Origin of the sequence: Streptomyces sp. NPDC092369 (assembly GCF_044755245.1) — a bacterium.
In the GTDB taxonomy this organism is placed as follows: Bacteria; Actinomycetota; Actinomycetes; order Streptomycetales; family Streptomycetaceae; genus Streptomyces.
In genome coordinates this window covers 2,117,220-2,131,602 of sequence record NZ_JBIVQP010000001.1, presented here as the reverse complement: position 1 = coordinate 2,131,602, position 14,383 = coordinate 2,117,220, and the positions used below count along the sequence as shown (strand labels likewise).

10 protein-coding genes and 1 riboswitch are annotated in these 14,383 nt (G+C 71.0%); of the genes, 8 read left to right on the top strand and 2 right to left on the bottom strand.

Annotated features, from left to right (window positions below; all coding sequences use genetic code 11):
• Positions 1–291 precede the first annotated feature (291 nt).
• Positions 292–1,437, top strand: a complete 1,146-nt coding sequence (locus tag ACIQI8_RS09265; protein ID WP_402346456.1) for a CobW family GTP-binding protein — start codon at positions 292–294, stop codon at positions 1,435–1,437.
• 24 nt (positions 1,438–1,461) lie between these two features.
• Here ACIQI8_RS09265 and ACIQI8_RS09260 read toward each other — a convergent pair whose 3' ends face one another.
• The gene (locus ACIQI8_RS09260) at positions 1,462–3,918 is read right to left on the bottom strand and encodes a DNA topoisomerase (ATP-hydrolyzing) subunit A (protein ID WP_402346454.1); all 2,457 of its coding nucleotides are present in this window, start codon (positions 3,916–3,918) and stop codon (positions 1,462–1,464) included.
• Between the two features lie 305 nt (positions 3,919–4,223).
• Here ACIQI8_RS09260 and ACIQI8_RS09255 point away from each other — a divergent pair, with 305 nt between their 5' ends.
• The 4 genes from ACIQI8_RS09255 to ACIQI8_RS09240 all read left to right on the top strand — a co-directional run bounded on the left by ACIQI8_RS09255 (position 4,224) and on the right by ACIQI8_RS09240 (position 9,040).
• Positions 4,224–5,597, top strand: coding sequence for a M16 family metallopeptidase (locus ACIQI8_RS09255; RefSeq protein ID WP_402346452.1), 1,374 nt, complete (start codon positions 4,224–4,226; stop codon positions 5,595–5,597).
• Positions 5,594–6,982 carry a M16 family metallopeptidase gene (locus tag ACIQI8_RS09250; RefSeq protein WP_402346450.1) on the top strand — a complete coding sequence of 463 codons (1,389 nt, stop codon included), beginning with the start codon at positions 5,594–5,596 and terminating at the stop codon, positions 6,980–6,982. The genes ACIQI8_RS09255 and ACIQI8_RS09250 overlap by 4 nt, the downstream gene beginning before the upstream one ends.
• A gap of 213 nt (positions 6,983–7,195) precedes the next feature.
• Positions 7,196–7,361, top strand: a riboswitch (cyclic di-AMP (ydaO/yuaA leader).
• Between the two features lie 12 nt (positions 7,362–7,373).
• Complete coding sequence (locus ACIQI8_RS09245) at positions 7,374–8,159, top strand: M23 family metallopeptidase (RefSeq protein ID WP_402346448.1); 786 nt, start codon at positions 7,374–7,376, stop codon at positions 8,157–8,159.
• A gap of 188 nt (positions 8,160–8,347) precedes the next feature.
• Entirely contained in the window at positions 8,348–9,040 is a 693-nt protein-coding gene (locus ACIQI8_RS09240) for a GntR family transcriptional regulator (protein WP_402346446.1), read from the top strand.
• Positions 9,041–9,200: 160 nt separating this feature from the next.
• Here the strand turns inward: ACIQI8_RS09240 and ACIQI8_RS09235 are convergent, their stop codons facing one another.
• Positions 9,201–9,482: an HPr family phosphocarrier protein gene (locus ACIQI8_RS09235; RefSeq protein WP_123997208.1), complete on the bottom strand. Its 282-nt coding sequence runs from the start codon at positions 9,480–9,482 to the stop codon at positions 9,201–9,203.
• 182 nt (positions 9,483–9,664) lie between these two features.
• Between ACIQI8_RS09235 and ACIQI8_RS09230 the strand changes: the two genes are divergently transcribed.
• From ACIQI8_RS09230 to ACIQI8_RS09220, 3 genes are all read left to right on the top strand, one after another.
• The gene (locus ACIQI8_RS09230) at positions 9,665–12,502 is read left to right on the top strand and encodes a GNAT family N-acetyltransferase (protein WP_402346444.1); all 2,838 of its coding nucleotides are present in this window, start codon (positions 9,665–9,667) and stop codon (positions 12,500–12,502) included.
• A gap of 64 nt (positions 12,503–12,566) precedes the next feature.
• Positions 12,567–13,154 carry a DUF5998 family protein gene (locus ACIQI8_RS09225; protein ID WP_402346442.1) on the top strand — a complete coding sequence of 196 codons (588 nt, stop codon included), beginning with the start codon at positions 12,567–12,569 and terminating at the stop codon, positions 13,152–13,154.
• A complete protein-coding gene (locus tag ACIQI8_RS09220; RefSeq protein WP_402346440.1) occupies positions 13,154–14,347 on the top strand; it encodes an alkaline phosphatase family protein in 1,194 nt (397 codons plus the stop codon). Before ACIQI8_RS09225 ends, ACIQI8_RS09220 begins: the two co-directional genes overlap by 1 nt.
• The last annotated feature ends 36 nt before the right edge of the window (positions 14,348–14,383 follow it).

The following is a 14,383-nucleotide window of genomic DNA, read 5'->3' as shown; positions in this document are numbered from 1 at the left end:
GTCGTCGGGTTGCGGGTCGACGGATGGGGACCGGCGAGCGGTGGGCGGCGCTTGCCGTCTCCCAGGGTGCCGAGCGGCTCTGATCGGCGGGGGAGGCGGAGAGGAGGCGCACGGAGGGAAGCGAGGGTCGCACGAACCGGCGCCTTCCCCAACGTCTGCCCCGCAAGTGCTGCTAACAATCGTTCACTTCGTAGTGATTGTTCCGGCTCGTATCCTGTCTCCGCAGTCAATCTTCGTACGCGCGCCGGGACCGCGATCCGGCGTGCGCACAGGCGTGAGAGAGGTACGACGGTGAGCCGCAGCCAGCAGCAGATCCCGGTCCTCGTCCTGGCCGGCTTCCTCGGTTCGGGCAAGACCACTCTGCTCAACCACCTCCTCCACCGCAGCGGCGGCAGCCGGATCGGCGCGATCGTCAACGACTTCGGGGCCATCGAGATCGACGCCATGGCGGTGGCCGGCGCGCTCGGCGACTCCACCGTCTCCCTGGGGAACGGCTGCCTCTGCTGCGCCGTCGACGTCAGCGAACTCGATCAGTACCTCGACCGGCTGGCTCGCCCCTCCGCCGGTATCGACGTCATCGTCATCGAGGCCAGCGGACTCGCCGAACCCCAGGAACTCGTCCGCATGGTGCTCGCCAGTGAACTTCCAGGGATCGTGTACGGAGGGCTCGTCGAGGTCGTCGACGCGGCCGAGTTCGACGACACGCGCGCGAAGCATCCCGAACTCGACCGGCATCTCGCTCTCGCCGACCTCGTGGTGGTCAACAAGCTCGACCGCGCGCCCGACGGCGGCGAGCGTGTCCTCGGGCTCGTCCGGTCCCTCGTGGACCGCGCCGCCGTGATTCCTGCCTTTTACGGCCGCGTCGACCCCGAGTTCCTCTTCGACTGCCGGCCGAGCGAGGAGCGTATCGGGCAACTCTCCTTCGACGACCTCCACGCGCGCGCAGAGCACGGCGAGCACAGTGAGCACGGGGCGGACGACCACTCCGGTCACCTTCATGCCGCGTACGACAGCCTCTCCGTCAGCTCCGAAGTCCCCATGGACCCGCGCCGGTTGATGGCGCTCCTCGACAGCCGGCCCGAGGGGCTGTACCGCATCAAGGGGTACGTCGATTTCGGCGGCCACGACGCACTCAACCGGTATGCCGTGCACGCCGTCGGGCCGTTCCTGCGCTTCTACCCCGAGCCCTGGCCCGCGGGCGACGCACCACGCCTCACGCAGCTCGTCCTGATCGGCTCCGGCATCGACGCGGCCGCCCTGCGCAAGGAGTTGGAGGCCTGTACGAGCGACGCCCCGCACACCGCCGACGAGCACGGTATGTGGGGCGTCCTGCGCTACGTACAAGAACCGGAGGCCGTACAGGAACCGGACGTACAGGAACCGTACGCACAGGATCCGGGAGAGGACCCCGTAGAGCCCTCCCAGGATCTCTCCTGAACCGGTCCCTCTAGACCGGTCGCTCTACACCGGTCCCGCCACCACCGCCACCGTCTTCGCGAGCGACACGCCCGAGCCGTCGCGGCGCGGGTCGATCTCGGGGAGGTCGGCCGGGGTGCCGTTCTTCTGGGCCGCCTTGGCCGGGTTGGGGCCCGCCCAGGCCAGGGAGAGGCAGTCCTCACCCTTGAGGAACCGCTGGCAGCGGACGCCTCCGGTGGCGCGGCCCTTGCGCGGGTACTGGTCGAACGGGGTCAGCTTGGCCGTCGTCTGGACGGAGTCGTCGAGCGTGCCGCGCGAGCCCGCGACCGTGAAGACGATCGCGTCGGCGGCCGGGTCCACGGCCGTGAACGAGATGACCTTTGCGCCGTCCGTGAGCTTGATGCCCGCCATGCCACCCGCCGGACGGCCCTGGGGCCGGACGTGCGCGGCCTGGAAACGCAGCAACTGGGCGTCGTCCGTGATGAAGACCAGGTCCTCCTCGCCGGTGCGCAGCTCGACCGCGCCGACGATGCGGTCGCCGTCCTTGAGCGTGATGACCTCCAACTCCTCCTTGTTCGAGGGATAGTCGGGGACCACGCGCTTGACCACGCCCTGCTCGGTGCCGAGCGCCAGGCCGGGGGAGGACTCGTCGAGCGTGGTCAGGCAGACCACCGTCTCGTCGCCCTCCAGGGTGACGAACTCCGTCAGGAGCGCCCCGCCGGACAGGTTCGGGGCCGCCGCCGTCTCCGGGAGCTGGGGAAGGTCGACCACGTTGATGCGCAGGAGCCGGCCGCTCGACGTGACCGCGCCGATCTCCCCGCGCGCGGTGGCGGGCACCGCCGAGATGATCACGTCGTGCTTGGTGCGCCTGTCGTCGGCGTCCTCCGGGAAGGGCTCGCCGTTCGCCGTGCGGGCCAGCAGGCCCGTCGAGGAGAGCAGCACCCGGCACGGGTCGTCGGCGACCTGGAGCGGGACGGTGGCCGCGGGGGTGCCCGAGGACTCCAGCAGGACCGTACGCCGCTCGGTGCCGAACTTCTTGGCCACCGCGGCCAGTTCGGTGGAGACCAGCTTGCGCAGCTCCGCGTCCGAGTCGAGGATCCGGGTCAGCTCCGCGATCTCCGCGATGAGGCGGTCCTTCTCCGACTCCAGCTCGATGCGGTCGAACCGGGTGAGGCGGCGCAGCGGGGTGTCCAGGATGTACTGCGTCTGGATCTCCGACAGCGAGAAGCGCTCCATCAGGCGCTCCTTCGCCTGCGCGGAGTTGTCGCTGGAGCGGATCAGCCGGATGACCTCGTCGATGTCGACGAGCGCCGTCAACAGGCCTTCCACCAGGTGCAGTCGGTCACGGCGCTTGGTGCGCCGGAACTCGCTGCGGCGCCGTACGACCTCGAAGCGGTGGTCGAGGTAGACCTCCAGGAGCTCCTTGAGGCCCAGGGTGAGGGGCTGACCGTCCACCAGCGCCACGTTGTTGATGCCGAAGGACTCTTCCATCGGCGTCAGCTTGTAGAGCTGCTCCAGGACGGCCTCCGGCACGAAACCGTTCTTGATCTCGATGACCAGGCGCAGGCCGTGGGCGCGGTCGGTGAGGTCCTTGACGTCGGCGATGCCCTGGATCTTCTTCGCGCCGACCAGGTCCTTGATCTTGGCGATCACCTTCTCCGGGCCGACGGTGAAGGGCAGTTCGGTGACGATCAGGCCCTTGCGGCGGGCGGTCACGGTGTCGATCTCGACCGTGGCGCGGATCTTGAAGGTGCCGCGGCCGGTCTCGTACGCGTCCCGGACGCCGGCGAGGCCGACGATGCGGCCGCCGGTGGGCAGGTCGGGGCCGGGGACGTGCTTCATCAGGGTGTCCAGATCCGCGTTCGGGTAGCGGATCAGGTGGCGGGCGGCCGAGATGACCTCGGCGAGGTTGTGCGGCGGCATGTTCGTCGCCATACCGACGGCGATGCCCGAGGAGCCGTTCACCAGCAGGTTCGGGAAGGCGGCGGGCAGGGCGACCGGTTCCCGCTCCTGGCCGTCGTAGTTGGGGCTGAAGTCGACCGTGTCCTCGTCGATCGACTCCGTCATGAGGCTGGTGGCCTCGGCCTGCCGGCACTCCGTGTACCGCATGGCGGCCGGCGGGTCGTCGTTGCCGAGCGAGCCGAAGTTACCGTGGCCGTCGACGAGCGGCACGCGCATGGAGAACGGCTGGGCCATGCGCACCAGGGCGTCGTAGATCGACGCGTCGCCGTGCGGGTGCAGCTTGCCCATGACCTCGCCGACCACGCGCGCGCACTTCACGTAGCCGCGGTCGGGGCGCAGTCCCATCTCGTTCATCTGGTAGACGATGCGGCGGTGCACCGGCTTGAGACCGTCCCGGGCGTCCGGCAGGGCTCGTGAGTAGATGACCGAGTACGCGTACTCGAGGAAGGAGCCCTGCATTTCGTCGACGACGTCGATGTCGAGGATCTTCTCCTCGTACGAGTCGTCGGGCGGCGGGGTCTTCGTACTACGGCGGGCCATCGCTGCCGGCTCCTCTTTTCTGGTAGCTCGCCTACGGGTCGCTCACATGGGTGCCGCGCCCCTCCGGCTCACTCTTGCTGAAGCGTGAACGGTATCTGACGCGACCATTGTGGACCGAGGCACTGACAACCCGGACGAGGACCCGACATCGACCCGTGTGCCCGGCGTGCCCGCAGGCTACGCGATCCGCTCAGGGCGTACGTCCACCGGGAACTTCGCCGACCGTCCGCGCGCTTGCATACAGTGGCAGGACCGGCAGGAAAACCCCGTTTCCCACCGCAGCATTCGCGATCGAAGGGACGTACATGCCCATGGGTCACACGGCCACGGACCAGGCAGACACCGGCGGCCTGACAGCGACCGAGCACCGCCTGGCCAACGGCCTGCGCGTGGTGCTCTCGGAGGACCACCTGACCCCGGTCGCGGCGGTGTGCCTCTGGTACGACGTCGGCTCGCGCCACGAAGTCAAGGGGCGCACGGGTCTTGCTCACCTTTTCGAGCACCTCATGTTCCAGGGCTCGAAGCAGGTCAAGGGCAACGGACACTTCGAACTGGTGCAGGGTGCGGGCGGTTCGCTCAACGGCACCACCAGCTTCGAGCGCACCAACTACTTCGAGACCATGCCCACCCACCAGTTGGAGCTCGCCCTCTGGCTGGAGGCCGACCGCATGGGCTCCCTGCTCGCCGCCCTGGACGAGGAGTCCATGGAGAACCAGCGGGACGTGGTGAAGAACGAGCGCAGGCAGCGCTACGACAACGTCCCCTACGGCACGGCGTTCGAGAAGCTGACCGCGCTCGCCTACCCGGAGGGCCACCCCTACCACCACACGCCGATCGGTTCGATGGCCGACCTGGACGCGGCGACCCTGGAGGACGCGCGCGCGTTCTTCCGCACGTACTACGCGCCCAACAACGCGGTTCTGTCGGTCGTCGGCGACATCGACCCGGAGCAGACGCTCGCCTGGATCGAGCGGTACTTCGGGTCCATCCCGGCGCACGACGGCAAGCCCGTCCCCCGTGACGGCGCGCTGCCCGACGTCATGGGCGGGCAGTTGCGCGAGGTCGTCGAGGAGGAGGTGCCGGCGCGCGCGCTGATGGCGGCGTACCGGCTGCCCGAGGACGGCACGCGCGCGAGCGACGCGGCCGACCTCGCGCTCACCATCCTCGGCGGCGGCGAGTCGTCCCGTCTCTACAACCGCCTTGTGCGGCGCGACCGTACGGCCGTCGCGGCCGGCTTCGGTCTGCTGCGGCTGGCCGGCGCGCCCTCGCTCGGTTGGCTGGACGTGAAGACGTCCGCCGAGCACGAGGTGCCGGAGATCGAGGCCGCCATCGACGAGGAGCTCGCCCGGTTCGCCGAGGAGGGCCCCACCGCCGAGGAAATGGAGCGCGCCCAGGCCCAGTTGGAGCGCGAGTGGCTGGACCGGCTCGGCACGGTCGCGGGCCGCGCCGACGAACTGTGCCGGTACGCCGTCCTGTTCGGCGACCCGCAGCTGGCTCTGACCGCCGTGCAGCGCGTCCTGGAGGTGACCCCGGAAGAGGTCCAGGAGATCGCCAAGGCCCGACTGCGCCCCGACAACCGCGCGGTGCTCGTCTACGAACCCGTCGCCCCCGAGTCCGCCGAGCCCGCCGAGCCCGCCGAGCGCACCGAGCCCACCGAGAACGAGGAGGCGGCCAAGTGACCGAGCTCGCCGCGATGGAATTCCACCCGCAGCCCCAGGCCGGCGAGGCCAGGCCGTGGGCGTTCCCGGCCCCCGAGCGCGGGACGCTCGACAACGGCCTGACGGTCCTGCGCTGCCAGCGCCCCGGCCAGCAGGTCGTCGCCGTGGAGGTCCTCCTTGACGCGCCCCTGGAGGCCGAGCCGGCCGGTCTGGACGGCGTCGGCACGATCATGGCGCGGGCCTTCTCCGAGGGCACGGACAAGTACTCCGCCGAGGAGTTCGCCGCCGAACTGGAGCGCTGCGGCGCGACGCTCGACGCGCACGCCGACCACCCCGGCGTCCGGATCAGCCTCGAAGTGCCCGCCTCGCGCCTGACCAAGGCCCTCGGCCTGCTGGCCGATGCCCTGAGGGCGCCTGCGTTCGCGGACAGCGAGATCGAGCGCCTGGTGCGCAATCGCCTCGACGAGATCCCGCACGAGCTGGCCAACCCCTCCCGGCGCGCCGCCAAGGAGCTCTCCAAGGAGCTCTTCCCGGCCTCCTCGCGCATGTCGCGCCCGCGTCAGGGCACCGAGGAGACCGTCAAGAACATCGACTCGGCGGCCGTACGCGCCTTCTACGAGAAGCACGTTCGTCCGGCGACCGCCACCGCCGTGGTCGTCGGCGACCTCACCGGCATCGACCTCGACGAGCTGCTCGGCGACACCCTCGGCGCCTGGACCGGCTCCTCGGCCGAGCCGCGTCCCGTGCCGCCGGTGACCGCCGACGACACCGGGCGCGTGATCATCGTGGACCGCCCCGGCGCCGTACAGACGCAGCTGCTCATCGGCCGCGTGGGCCCCGACCGGCACGACCGCGTGTGGCCCGCGCAGGTGCTCGGCACGTACTGCCTGGGCGGCACCCTCACCTCGCGCCTCGACCGCGTCCTGCGCGAGGAGAAGGGCTACACCTACGGCGTACGGGCGTTCGGGCAGGTCCTGCGGTCCGCCCCGGACGGCACCGGGGCCGCGATGCTCGCCATCAGCGGCTCCTTCGACACCCCGAACACCGGTCCGGCGCTGCAGGACCTGTGGACGGTGCTGCGCACGCTCGCCGAGGGCGGTCTGACCGACGCCGAGCGCGATGTCGCCGTGCAGAACCTGGTGGGCGTGGCGCCGCTGAAGTACGAGACCGCGGCGGCCGTCGCGAGCACGCTGGCCGACCAGGTCGAGCAGCACCTGCCCGACGACTACCAGGCGACGCTGTACCGGCAGCTCGCCGCAACCGGCACCGTGGAGGCCACCGCGGCCGCCGTGAGCGCCTTCCCGGTGGACCGTCTGGTGACCGTGCTGGTCGGTGACGCGGCGCAGATCAAGGAGCCCGTGGCGGCTCTCGGCATCGGCGAAGTCACCGTCGTGGCGGCCGAGTAGGGCCGGGCGGAGGCGGAGCGAGCGCCACGCGCGCGTGGGGGCCCTGGTGACGGAAGCGTCACCAGGGCCCCTGTATGTCCGAATTGAGGGAGAGGTTGCCTGTCTGCCCTGTGGCATGCGCTACAAAAGCCGTGATCCGTTTGGGGATTGAAAGTTGTCCCGTTTAGCGTCATCCGGGCTGTCCGTCAGGCACCGCGCCGCATCCGCGGCACCGGGCAGTCATCGCCGAGTCCCCGTACGGCGCGAGCCAGGGGAGCCGGGGACCCATATCGAGAGTCCCTGGGGTGAATCGGACGCCCGCGCTTCGCGAGGGGGTCCGTAGGAGACCTTCCTGCTCCGAACCCGTCAGCTAACCCGGTAGGCGAGAAGGAAGGAAAGGACCACCCAGTACATGGCGTTCACCTGCGCCACCGGGAAGCACCGACGTCCCAGCCGGATGAAGCGCACCACCGCCCGTGCGGCGGGCGTCGCGGCACTCGCCACCACCGGCGTCGTCGGCACCCTGGCCGCTCCGGCGCTCGCCGCGGACAACTCCGCGGAGCACGTGGAGAGCGCGGCCGAGCAGACCGGTTTCACCCCCGTCATCACCATCGGCGACACGATCGCCGACAAGATCGACGCCCAGGCAGACGCCCAGAAGGAGGCGGCCCAGGAGGCCGCTCTCAAGAAGGCCGCGGCCGAGGCGGCACGCAAGAAGGCCGCCGCGCGGGCCAAGGAGGAACGCGAGGCCAAGGAGCGCGCCGCCCGCGCCGCCGAGCGCAAGCGCCTCAACACCTTCGTCGCGCCGATCTCGAACTCGTACGTCTCGACGGGTTACAAGAGCGGTGGCTCGCTGTGGTCCTCCGGCAGCCACACCGGCATCGACTTCCACGCGGCCAGCGGCACGACCGTCCACGCGGTCGGCTCCGGCACGGTCGTGGAGACCGGCTGGGGCGGTTCCTACGGCAACCAGGTAGTGATCAAGATGAACGACGGCACGTACACCCAGTACGGTCACCTGTCGTCCATCGGGGTCTCGGTGGGCCAGACGGTCACCCCCGGGCAGCAGATAGGCCTCTCCGGCGCGACCGGCAACGTCACCGGGCCGCATCTTCACTTCGAGGCCCGCACGACCCCCGAGTACGGCTCGGACATCGACCCCGTCGCCTACCTGCGTTCGCATGGTGTGAACGTCTGACGACGGACCGCGAGATCTTCTTCAGCCCCGGCTCCCCGAGCCGGGGCTTTCGGTCTTTCTGTCCGCTCTCTGTCCAAAAAATATCCCTCGATTCCGGCCCCCCGTCGGAAATTCCCGCTGATTGCAATAGAGTCACTGAACACACGTCAACCGGCGACGTTTCACGGGGATTAAGACGGAGGTCGGACATGCGTATTCCGGCGCACTCGGTGTGCACGGCCATCCGGGACGACATCGTCGCCGGTGTCTACGAGCGCGGCGGCCGGCTCACCGAGGAACTCCTGGCGCGCCGCTACGGCGTCTCGCGTGTCCCCGTCCGGGAGGCCCTGCGCACGCTGGAGGCCGAGGGCTTCGTCGTGACCCGGCGGCACGCGGGCGCGTGCGTCGCGGAACCGACCGAGCAGGAGGCCGCCGACCTGCTGGAGATGCGCATGCTGCTGGAGCCGCTCGGCGCGTCCCGGGCCGCCCAGCGGCGCACCGAGGCCCACCTCAAGGTGCTGCGCGGCCTGGTCAGGCTGGGCCAGGAGCGCGCCAGGAGGGGCAACAGCGAGGATCTGCGCTCCCTGGGGGGCTGGTTCCACGAGACGCTCGCGCAGGCCTCCGGCAGCCAGGCGCTGACCTCGACGCTGACCCAGCTGCGTCACAAGATCGCCTGGATGTACGCCGTGGAGGCGCCGGCCAACCCCGTGGAGTCCTGGGCGGAGCACGGCGCGATCGTCGACGCCGTGGCGCGCGGGGACGCCGAGCGCGCGCGGGCGATCACCGCCCTGCACACCGAGCACTCGACGAGTGCGCACCGGCTGCGCTTCGGCGGCGGGGAGCGCGCCGAGCGTGTGAGGAACTCGCAACATCCCGTAAACATGTCGGGTGTGCGGCATTAACACGGGCGCCGTATACAAAGAGAAGGTAATTCCAGGGGGATTATTCCTGCTGCCCGAATTCGGGAAATTCGAAGGGCTCGCCCGGTAATTCGGGCGAGCCCTTCGGAGTTGCGGGACGGCGGCGTCCAAGTGACGCGTACCGCATCCCTCAATTCGATTTTCAGACGGTCTCGGGAAGCTCCTCGAGCCCCTCGGCGACCAGCTTCGCAAGCCGGTCGAGCGCGGCGTCCGCGCCCTCGGCCTCGGAAGCGAGGACGATCTCCTCGCCGCCCTGGGCGCCCAGGCCCAGCACGGCGAGCATGGAGGCCGCGTTGACGGGGTTGCCGTCGGACTTGGCGATCGTCACCGGGACGCCTGTGGCCGTGGCGGCTCGGACGAAGATGGAAGCGGGGCGGGCGTGGAGGCCCTCGGCCCAGCCGACGTTGACGCGGCGCTCAGCCATGTGATGCTGCCCTTCAGTGTCTCAGGTTGTCTAGACCATATTGTCTAGACCAGTTTTCCATAGCGTGTCGTCGGGCCGCGGCCTCGGCCCCACTCACACCCTCCCACCGTCCCCGGCGGGCAGGCGTGTTCCCCACAGACTGCCTCGCGCCGTTGTCATACGCGAGCCGTACGCTGGGGCCCATGCAGACCTCGTCGGACCGGCACGAGTACCCCGCCCACTGGGAAGCCGACGTCGTGCTGCGCGACGGCGGTACCGCGCGCATCCGCCCCATCACCGTCGACGACGCGGACCGCCTGGTCAGCTTCTACGAGCAGGTGTCGGACGAGTCGAAGTACTACCGCTTCTTCGCGCCCTACCCGCGCCTGTCCGCGAAGGACGTCCACCGCTTCACGCACCACGACTTCGTGGACCGGGTGGGTCTCGCGGCCACGATCGGCGGCGAGTTCATCGCCACCGTACGCTATGACCGCATTGGTCCCGAGGGTACGCCCGCCTCCGCCCCCGCCGACGAGGCCGAGGTCGCCTTCCTCGTCCAGGACGCCCATCAAGGACGCGGCGTGGCCTCCGCGCTCCTCGAGCACATCGCCGCCGTCGCCCGTGAGCGCGGCATCCGCCGCTTCGCCGCCGAGGTGCTGCCCGCCAACAACAAGATGATCAAAGTCTTCATGGACGCCGGCTACACCCAGAAGCGCAGCTTCGAGGACGGCGTCGTCCGCCTGGAGTTCGACCTGGAGCCCACCGACCGCTCGCTCGCGGTCCAACGCGCGCGTGAACAGCGCGCCGAGGCACGGTCCGTACGCCGGCTGCTGGTGCCCGGCTCGGTCGCCGTGATCGGGACCGGCCGCACGCCCGGGGGAGTGGGCCGCAGCATCCTCGACAACATCAAGGGCGCCGGGTTCACCGGCCGGCTGTACGCGGTGAACAGGGCCTTCCCCGAGGACCTCAAGGAGCTGGACGGGATCGCCGCCCACCGCTCGGTGCGGGACATCGACGGACCCGTCGACCTCGCGGTCGTCGCCGTACCCGCCGACCACGTCCCGGAGATCGTCACCGAGTGCGGTGAACACGGCGTACAGGGACTGGTCGTGGTCTCCGCCGGATACGCCGAGAGCGGCCCCGAGGGACGCGACCGCCAGCGCGAACTCGTCCGCCACGCGCGCACGTACGGCATGCGCATCATCGGACCGAACGCCTTCGGGGTCATCAACACCGCCGAAGAGGTACGGCTCAACGCCTCCCTCGCCCCCGAGATGCCACGCCCCGGCCGCATCGGCCTGTTCGCCCAGTCCGGCGCCATCGGCATCGCCCTCCTCTCCCGTCTGCACCGACGCGGCGGCGGCGTCACCGGGGTCACCGGCGTCTCCACCTTCGTCTCGGCCGGCAACCGCGCGGACGTGTCCGGCAACGACGTCCTGCAGTACTGGTACGACGACCCGGACACCGACGTCGTCCTCATGTACCTGGAGTCGATCGGCAACCCGCGCAAGTTCACCCGCCTCGCCCGGCGCACCGCGGCCGCCAAGCCCCTGGTCGTCGTCCAGAGCGCCGGGTCCGCCCCCCAGGGCCACGCCGTCCAGGCGACCCGGCTGCCGCACGCCACGGTGACCACGCTGCTCCGCCAGGCCGGCGTGATCCGCGTCGACACCATCACCGACCTCGTCGACAGCGGACTGCTGCTCGCCCGCCAACCCCTGCCCGCCGGACCGCGCGTGGCGATCCTCGGCAACTCCGAGTCGCTGGGCCTGCTGACCTACGACGCCTGCCTCTCCGAGGGACTGCGCCCGCTGCGCCCCCTGGACCTGACCACCGGGGCGAGTGCCGGCGACTTCCACGCGGCGCTGCTGCGCGCGCTCGGCGACGACGCGTGCGACGCGGTCGTCGTCACCGCGATACCGGCGATCGGCGAGACCTCGGTCGCCGACGCCGAACTGGCCGAGGCGCTGCGCTCCGCCGCCGAACAGGTCCCCGGCAAGCCGGTCCTCGTCGTCCACGTGGAACTGGGCGGCCTCGCCGAGGCGTTGTCGGCCGCGGTCGCCACGGCGCCCCAGGCCGAGACCAAGCCCTCCGGCGCCCGCAGGCTCCGCCCCTCGCAGCAACTGCCCCCGCCCGTACAGGCGTCGGGGACCGCGGCCCCCGACGCGCCCTCCGCCCGCCTCATCCCCGCCTACCCCGCCGCCGAGCGCGCTGTCCGCGCCCTGGGCGAGGCCGTGAAGTACGCGCAGTGGCGCCGCGAGGCGGCGGAGCCCGGCAAGGTGCCCGAGTCCATCGACGCGGACATCGACGAGAAGGGCGCGGCCCGCCTCATCGACGGCATGCTCGCGCGCGGACAGGGCCTCACCCTCGGTACCGAGGAGACCTGCGAGCTGCTCGGGCGGTACGGGATCGCCGTGCGCAGGGCGATCCCCGCCTTCACCCCGGACGACGCCGTCAAGGCAGCCGGGACCGTCGGCTACCCGGTCGCCCTCAAGGCCACCGCCCCCCACCTCAGGCACCGCGCCGACCTGGGCGGAGTCCGTCTGGACCTGGCGGACGAGGAGCAACTGCGGCGGGCGTACGCCGAGTTGACCGAGCTGTTCGGGAAGCCGGCGGAGCTGCGCCCGGTGGTGCAGGGGATGGCACCGCGCGGGGTGGACACCGTCGTGCGGGCCGTCATCGACCCGGCGGCCGGAGCCGTGCTGTCGTTCGGGCTCGCGGGAGCCGCCTCGCAGCTGCTCGACGACATGGCGCACCGGCTGATCCCGGTCACCGACCGGGAGGCGACCTCCGTGGTGCGGTCGATCCGGACGGCACCGCTCCTGTTCGGCTGGCGCGGCTCCACCCCGGTCGACACGCCTGCGCTGGAGGAACTGCTGCTGCGGGTGTCCCGGCTCGTCGACGATCACCCCGCGGTCGTCGCGGTCACCCTGGAGCCGGTCGTCGTCGCCCCCCGTGGCCTGAGCGTTCTCGGCGCCTCCGTCCGGCTGGCCCCGCCACCGGCCCGCGACGACCTCGGTCCGCGCACGCTTCCCGTCTACTGAGACGGTCACGGAGAGGGACATGACCGGTGCCTCCCAGTCAGTCCACCCCCGTAGGATGGACATCATGGCCAAGACCAGTACGACGACCCAGGGGCTGCGAGCGGCGATCGAGCGCAGCGGCTACTACCCGGCCCTCGTGGCCGAGGCGGTGGAGGCCGCCCTGGGCGGCGAGCCCATCCGGTCGTACCTGGTCCACCAGGAGACGACGTTCGACCAGAACGAGGTGCGGCGGCATGTGACGGTGCTCGTCCTCACCGGCAACCGCTTCATCGTCAGCCACACCGACGAGCAGGCCGCGGACAGCACCTCCCCGACGCCGTACGCGACGACGTCCACCGAGTCCGTGAAGCTCGGCCGGATCTCGTCGGTCGTGCTCAGTCGCGTGGTCGCCAACCCGGAGCAGTACACGCCGGGCCAGCTGCCGCGCGAGGTCGTCCTCACCATCGGCTGGGGCGCCGTCGCCCGCATCGACCTGGAGCCCGCCGCCTGCGGCGACCCCAACTGCGAGGCGGACCACGGCTACACGGGCAACTCGACGGCGGACGACCTCAGCCTGCGGGTCAGCGAGGCCGGCGACGGCCCCGACACGGTGCGGCAGACGCTGGCCTTCGCGCAGTCGCTCTCCGAGGCGACCGCGGACGTCACCCGCTGATGTCCCACCCCGCCTCCTGGGACACCCACCCGGAACCACTCGCCGTCGACTCCGCCCCGCTTCCCGAGTACGGCAGCGGCTCCCTCGCCGACCTGCTGCCCACCCTCGCCGCGGGCATGTCCGTACCGGGCACCACCGCCGCGATCACCGAGCTGACCCCCGCCGACCGGAACTGCGTGTTCCTGATCGACGGCCTCGGCTGGGAGCAGCTCAGGGCGCACCCCGACGAGGCACCCTTCCTCACCTCACTGCTCGGCAGCTCGCGCGGCGGCACCGGCCGCCCCCTGACCACCGGCTACCCGGCGACCACCGCGACCTCGCTGGCCTCCGTCGGCACCGGCCTGCCGCCCGGCGCGCACGGCCTGCCCGGCTACACCGTGCGCAATCCGGCGACCGGCGCGCTGATGAACCAGCTGCGCTGGCAGCCGTGGACCTCGCCGGGCGCCTGGCAGCCGTACCCCACGATCTTCCAGCTCGCCGACGCCGCGGGCGTGCACGCCGCGCAGGTCTCCTCGCCCACCTTCCAGAACACCCCGCTGACCAAGGTCGCGCTCAGTGGCGGAACGTTTCACGGGCGGCTGACCGGCGAGGACCGCATGGACCTCGCGGCCGAGCAACTGGCCGCCGGTGATCGTGCCCTGGTCTACACGTACTACGCCGAACTCGATGGCGCGGGCCACCGCTTCGGCGTCGCCTCCGACACCTGGCGCGGCCAGCTCATGTACGTCGACCGGCTGGTCCAGCGCCTCGCCGAGCAGCTCCCGCCGCGCAGCGCGCTGTACGTCACCGCCGACCACGGCATGGTCGACGTGCCCTTCGACGAGGACCACCGCATCGACTTCGACGCGGACTGGGAACTGCGTGCCGGGGTCGCCCTGCTGGGCGGCGAGGGCCGCGCGCGGCACGTGTACGCGGTGCCGGGCGCGGCGAACGACGTCCTGACCTGCTGGCGCGAGGTGCTCGGCGAGCAGTTCTGGGTGGCGTCGCGGGACGAGGCGATCGCGGCGGGCTGGTTCGGGCCGAAGATCGACGAGCGGGTGTACGACCGCCTCGGCGACGTGATCGCCGCCGCGCGGGACGACGTCCTGATCATCGCGACCGAGCGGGAACCGAAGGAGTCGGCGATGGTCGGCAACCACGGCTCGATGACCCCCGCCGAACAGCTGATCCCGCTCCTAGAAGTACGCTCCTGACTCGACCCCTCCGTCCTGCCGCCGAAAGGTGCTCAA